This window comes from Pedobacter sp. 01T416_2 (assembly GCF_056398925.1).
Window position 1 is genome coordinate 1 of record NZ_JBFTQI010000475.1, and the last position, 5,998, is coordinate 5,998.

A 5,998-nucleotide genomic window follows, 5' to 3' on the forward strand; every position below is an offset into this window, starting at 1 on the left:
TTGTAATCCCCACCCGTTCACTTAATTCGGTTAACGACATTTTACGCCTGGCCAACATTACATCTAAATTTACAATTATGGGCATGAGTTTATATCGTTAAATCGTTTTCCAATTTGAGTTTTCTGGTATACACAATAAACTGATAGGTTGCAGATGCAAGTATAATCAGTCCCATAGGATAAAGATTAGAAAAACGATGTGTACGGTCGTGTTTAAATGCACCAAATGTAAGGTCGCCAACATACTTATCCATCAGTGTCGTCCCTACAATACTGGTCCCTAAAAACAGAAACATAATTATAACCAATAGCTGATAAACATTCTGCTCTTCCAATTTATAGATATTGATCAATTTAAACTTTATGGCGAATAAAATTGAGCAACCTAGCGCGAAGTAAAAAACAACACTTATACCGCCATCGTTGAACATTTGATTTTCTAATATCATTGAATCCATAAGGCTAGGTTTTATCTGTATTACCCCTATTTCGCTATTTGTAAAATCAAACCCATTAACATTAACGCTGTTTGCTGGTAAATGTCTGACAACATTAATTTTTAAAATACCGTTATTGTAATCTATTGCAGCATAAACAAAATGTGTTAAGGCTGAAATCAGCGCGTAAGCAATCAGGCCATAAGCCGAGTTTCTTAGAATTTTCACTGCACTACTCATGATTATATCGTTAAATCGTTTTCTTGTTGAATTTCTATTCCTCTGTTTACAACCTGTACAATTATAAAAAGCACAACGGCCATAAAGAACCACACATCAGCTCCATCCATATTTAACGATCGGAGATTAGCATCCATAACCCCTTGCTCTGCGAGCCAAACCGTATACTTATAGCCTAAATGGGCAAAAAATCCTATCCCAAGCGCTAAAAAAACCTGTATCAAAATAAAATGCCTCAATTCTACACTGAAAGGCTTAGAAATACTGAGTTTTTTATCGATAAACAATTTCAAAATTAGATAGAACATGATTGCTTTTAGCACAGCAACAATAATCATAACGAATGTAATGACCAGGAAATACCCCTGATCAAATTTGTAAACACTTGACAAATAATCTGCTCCATCCCAAAAGTTCCTCACACCCTGTGGGTTTATAAACGTTGTAATAATTGTATTAACAATTACCCCACCTGCTTCGACACATAGGCCTATAAAAATTATCCAGGAAAGTACCTGTAATACTTTCAAAATCTGATTGGTTGTTATTTTAATTTCCATAATTACATACCAGTTTAAAATGTAACGCCTGAGATTTTATTTACTGTTAATAATTAAGCCGATTTCTTGTTTTGATCTTTATTCATGCAACCTGACAAAAACTACATGATCAAAAACACCCCATAATAATGGCTTTTATTATTTGCTTTAAATAGTTGAAAAAATAAGAAACGTCATATTTATTCAATCATTTAAAGTACAAACATAAATAAATAATTATTATAATTCAAAATATATTTATTGATTTACAATAAATAATGCACACTCAATAATTAAAGAGCACACAATTCGTATAAATGAGACAACTCAAGATAACGCAATCCATTACCAACCGTGAAAGTCAGTCATTAGATAAATACCTACACGAAATTGGCAAAGTAGATTTAATAACAGCAGAAGAGGAAGTAATTTTAGCAAGGAAGATTCGTGAGGGCGATCAGGCTGCATTAGAGCGATTGACTAAGACCAACTTGCGTTTCGTTGTATCTGTTGCAAAACAATATCAAAATCAAGGCCTAACTTTAGGCGATTTAATCAATGAAGGTAACTTAGGTTTAATTAAAGCGGCAAAACGTTTTGATGAGACTAAAGGTTTCAAATTCATTTCTTATGCCGTTTGGTGGATTCGTCAATCTATTTTGCAGGCAATTGCCGAGCAAAGCCGTATTGTACGTTTACCTTTAAACCAGGTAGGTTCATTAAGCAAAATCAGTAAAGCTTTCTCTAAATTAGAGCAAGAATACGAGCGTGAGCCTTCTCCTGAAGAACTTGCCGATATTTTAGAAACTACAGTGGATAAAATTTCGGACACACTTAGTAATTCAGGCCGCCACGTATCAATGGATGCTCCATTTGTTCAAGGTGAAGAAAATACATTATTAGATGTATTGGAAAACCACGAACCAAATACAGATAGCTCATTGATTAATGAATCTTTATCAGAAGAAATTAAACGTTCTTTATCTACTTTAACCGAAAGAGAGAGAGAAATTATCGTTTTATTCTTCGGCTTAGGCTCTAACCATCCCCTTTCTCTAGAAGAAATTGGTGAGAAATTTAATTTAACCCGTGAACGTGTCCGTCAGATTAAGGATAAAGCTTTACAGCGTTTACGTCATACATCAAGAAGTAAAATCTTAAAATCTTATTTAGGATAAGATTTTAGATTTTAATAAATATTAAAAGATCGGCAAATGCCGGTCTTTTTTTGTTTAAATAGATTTACTTTTATGCAGGTAAAAGAGTCCGATGCAAAGTCTTAACAAAAATGATTGCCTTACTTGATGCGTCATGCTGAATTTATTTCAGCATCTAACTTGTTAATAATTCAAGCCGAAAAGATCCTGAAACAAGTTCAGGATGACGATCCCTCTAATTACAACAGTACTTAACTTATGTTAAAACAACAAATGTTTTACCGTTAATCCGTTATTGATTAATTGCTTTAATGAGTCGATACCAATTCTTAAATGTGTTTCTACGTATTTCTCGGTTACAGTACTATCGCTTTCGGCAGTTTTAACGCCTTCTGGAATCATCGGTTGATCGGAAACTAAAAGTAACGCGCCTGCTGGGATTTTATTGGCAAAGGCCGTAGTAAAAATCGTAGCTGTTTCCATATCCACTGCCATCGCCCTTAAAGTTTTCAAGTATTTTTTAAATTCTTTATCGTGCTCCCAAACCCTCCGGTTGGTGGTATAACAGGTTCCGGTCCAATAATCTCTGCCATGATCGCGTATGGTTGTAGAAATCGCTTTCTGCAAGGCGAATGCTGGCAATGCAGGCACTTCTGCCGGCAAGTAATCATTCGATGTACCTTCACCCCTGATTGCGGCAATAGGCAAAATTAAATCGCCTAATTGGTTCTTCTTCTTTAAACCACCACATTTACCTAAAAACAAAACAGCCTTAGGTTTAATGGCCGTCAATAAATCCATCATGGTTGCAGCCAAGGGGCTTCCCATACCAAAGTTGATAATCGTAATACCATTTGCGGTAACACTTTGCATAGGCTTATCTAAACCCATAACCGGTGCATTATCGTTCCATTCCRAAAACATGGTTACATACTTACTGAAATTGGTCAGCAGAATATAATCGCCAAATTGATCTAAGGGTCTGCCAGTATAACGTGGCAACCAATTTTTAACAATTTCATCTTTCGATTTTAACCCCGATTTAACAGGAGTTTCTACTTCTTTTACTTTTTTTGATTTCGCTACAATTTCCTCGTCTTTTTTTACTTCTTTTTCTTCGTTCATATTCTTTTAGTTTTGAGCATAGCGCTTGGCGCTTAGCGTTAACAAATCTTGTATTAAAAAAAAATCCCCCCGCTTTCGCGAGAGGATTGAATTTTTAAGCGGCCTGCAACTTTTTAAAGTCGGCCTTTTCAAATTTCTCTATCGCGTAATCGAGATTGATGTGCAGTTCCTTGACATCCGTCTGTGTTGGCGTATCAAACATCGCATCCAACATAATCGCTTCACAGATCGATCTTAAACCACGTGCACCCAGTTTATATTCCATTGCTTTATCTACAATAAAATTTAAAACATCTTCATCAAAAACAAGCTTTACGTCTTCATAAGCAAAAAGCTTTACATACTGCTTGATCAATGAATTTTTAGGTGCGGTTAAAATGTTTCTTAAAGATTCTTTATCCAATGGGTTTAAATGAGAAAGAACCGGTATACGACCAATTAATTCTGGAATTAATCCAAAAGATTTCAAATCCTGAGGTGTAATATACTTATAAAGATTTTTAAGATCTAAAACTGTCTCATCTTTCTTTACTTTATAACCTACGGCCTGCGTGCGTAAACGGTTGGCAATTTTACGTTCAATGCCATCAAATGCCCCTCCACAGATAAATAGAATGTTATTCGTATTTACCGGGATCATTTTCTGATCTGGGTGCTTACGTCCGCCCTGAGGTGGAACGTTTACAACCGTACCTTCTAAAATTTTCAATAAAGCCTGTTGAACACCTTCTCCCGATACATCACGTGTAATGGATGGGTTATCACTTTTACGCGCTACTTTATCTACCTCATCAATGTAAACGATACCGCGTTCAGCGGCTGTTACATCATAATCGGCAGCCTGAAGCAAGCGCGTTAAAATACTTTCAACATCTTCACCTACATAACCTGCTTCGGTTAAAACAGTCGCATCGCAGATACAGAATGGCACATGCAAAATTTTCGCAATGGTTTTAGCCAAAAGGGTTTTACCAGTACCTGTTTCGCCCACCAACATGATATTTGATTTTTCGATCTCGATCTCGTCTTTATCAACTTTTTGATTTAAACGTTTGTAGTGATTGTAAACGGCAACGGATAATACCTTTTTAGCATCATCCTGACCAATAACATACTGATCAAGATGTTGTTTAATTTCAAGAGGCTTTAATAAGTTTATCGCCTCTTGAATATTTTTTGTCCCTTTGGTCCCTAATTCTTGCGCAAGCAATTGATTGGCCTGGGTTACACATTTATCGCAGATAAACGCATCCATGCCTTCAATCAACATTAACGTTTCATGCTTGCCAGAATGGCAGAATGAACAACGGGATTCTTTATTTTGTTTCGCCATCTTTTTTTGCGTTTCTCGATAACACCTCATCAACCATACCAAATCCTTTTGCCTCTTCAGCTGTCATCCAGTAATCACGATCTGAAGCTTTCTCGACCCAATCATATGTTTGCCCAGAGTGCTCTGAAATAATATCGTATAATTCTTTTTTCAATTTCAACATCTCCCTCAGGTTGATCTCCATATCAGATGCTACGCCTTGTGCGCCTCCTGATGGTTGGTGAATCATTACTCTTGAGTGAGGTAATGCAGCACGTTTTCCTTTTGCGCCTGCTACCAATAAAACTGCTCCCATTGAAGCGGCCATACCCGTACAGATTGTAGCTACATCTGGTTGTATATATTGCATGGTATCATAAATACCTAAACCTGCATAAACCGAGCCACCTGGCGAGTTAATGTAGATCTGAATATCTCTATCGGCATCTGTTGATTGCAAAAACAACAACTGAGCCTGAATGATATTGGCATTCTGATCGTAAATTGCATCACCTAAAAAGATAATACGGTCCATCATTAACCTAGAGAAAACATCCATTTGCGCTACATTCAACTGGCGTTCTTCAATGATATATGGTGTCATGCTCTTAGGGTCCAGATTAGCCTGAGCAATAAATTTATCTACGTGTAAACCGCCAATCCCCTGATGTTTAACGGCAAATTTCCTGAATTCTTGTGAATCTATGTTCATAGTTATAGAGTTTGGCGTTTTGCGATAAGCGGGTTAAGCCTAAACCAAATACGCAAGTTATTTTAATAAATATTTCCTGAAGTTGGTTAATTTCCGTGCCAATTTATCTAATTCTTCAAGATAATCATTCAGTTCTATGTCAGAAATATATTTTCTTCTTTCTAAAACTACTAAAATATTTGCATTCTCAAAGGCAGAGCGATGCGCAATATTCAGATAATGAGCGAATTCCATATTGGAAACAGAACCTGAGCCTTCGGCAATATTATTAGATATGCTAAGAGCAGCCCCATTGAGCTGCTCTGCAAATCTGTATTTTTTATCAACTGACAATCGGTCAGCTATATCAAGTAATTTATCAGTTAATGCTATTGATAACTGCCAAACTTCGAGCGATTGAAATTTAAATTGAGCCATAACTCAATATAGCAATARCACAATCATTTTCAAAGCGCCTTACGTCAACCGCTTACTTC

General features: G+C 36.3%; 8 protein-coding genes. 1 reads left to right on the forward strand and 7 read right to left on the reverse strand.

What is annotated here, in order from left to right:
• The 3 genes from AC1DPQ_RS18330 to AC1DPQ_RS18340 form a co-directional block, all read right to left on the reverse strand.
• A partial coding sequence (locus tag AC1DPQ_RS18330) for a helix-turn-helix domain-containing protein (protein WP_477610469.1) occupies positions 1–85 on the reverse strand: 85 nt, incomplete at its 3' end.
• 4 nt (positions 86–89) lie between these two features.
• The gene (locus tag AC1DPQ_RS18335; RefSeq protein ID WP_477610466.1) at positions 90–677 is read right to left on the reverse strand and encodes a hypothetical protein; all 588 of its coding nucleotides are present in this window, start codon (positions 675–677) and stop codon (positions 90–92) included.
• A gap of 2 nt (positions 678–679) precedes the next feature.
• Entirely contained in the window at positions 680–1,237 is a 558-nt protein-coding gene (locus tag AC1DPQ_RS18340; protein WP_477610467.1) for a hypothetical protein, read from the reverse strand.
• Positions 1,238–1,533: 296 nt separating this feature from the next.
• Here AC1DPQ_RS18340 and AC1DPQ_RS18345 point away from each other — a divergent pair, with 296 nt between their 5' ends.
• On the forward strand, positions 1,534–2,394 hold the full coding sequence (locus tag AC1DPQ_RS18345; RefSeq protein WP_010601359.1) for a sigma-70 family RNA polymerase sigma factor: 861 nt from the start codon (positions 1,534–1,536) through the stop codon (positions 2,392–2,394).
• Positions 2,395–2,634: 240 nt separating this feature from the next.
• Here the strand turns inward: AC1DPQ_RS18345 and AC1DPQ_RS18350 are convergent, their stop codons facing one another.
• From AC1DPQ_RS18350 to AC1DPQ_RS18365, 4 genes are all read right to left on the reverse strand, one after another.
• On the reverse strand, positions 2,635–3,498 hold the full coding sequence (locus tag AC1DPQ_RS18350) for an AMP nucleosidase (RefSeq protein WP_477610468.1): 864 nt from the start codon (positions 3,496–3,498) through the stop codon (positions 2,635–2,637).
• A 94-nt stretch (positions 3,499–3,592) separates the two neighbouring features.
• Positions 3,593–4,831 carry an ATP-dependent Clp protease ATP-binding subunit ClpX gene (gene clpX / locus AC1DPQ_RS18355; RefSeq protein WP_057932890.1) on the reverse strand — a complete coding sequence of 413 codons (1,239 nt, stop codon included), beginning with the start codon at positions 4,829–4,831 and terminating at the stop codon, positions 3,593–3,595.
• Positions 4,815–5,522 (reverse strand): ATP-dependent Clp endopeptidase proteolytic subunit ClpP, encoded by a 708-nt coding sequence (gene clpP, locus AC1DPQ_RS18360; RefSeq protein WP_307531483.1) that lies wholly within the window; start codon positions 5,520–5,522, stop codon positions 4,815–4,817. The genes clpX and clpP overlap by 17 nt, the downstream gene beginning before the upstream one ends.
• Positions 5,523–5,579: 57 nt before the next feature.
• Positions 5,580–5,939 (reverse strand): four helix bundle protein, encoded by a 360-nt coding sequence (locus AC1DPQ_RS18365; RefSeq protein ID WP_477581454.1) that lies wholly within the window; start codon positions 5,937–5,939, stop codon positions 5,580–5,582.
• Positions 5,940–5,998 lie beyond the last annotated feature (59 nt).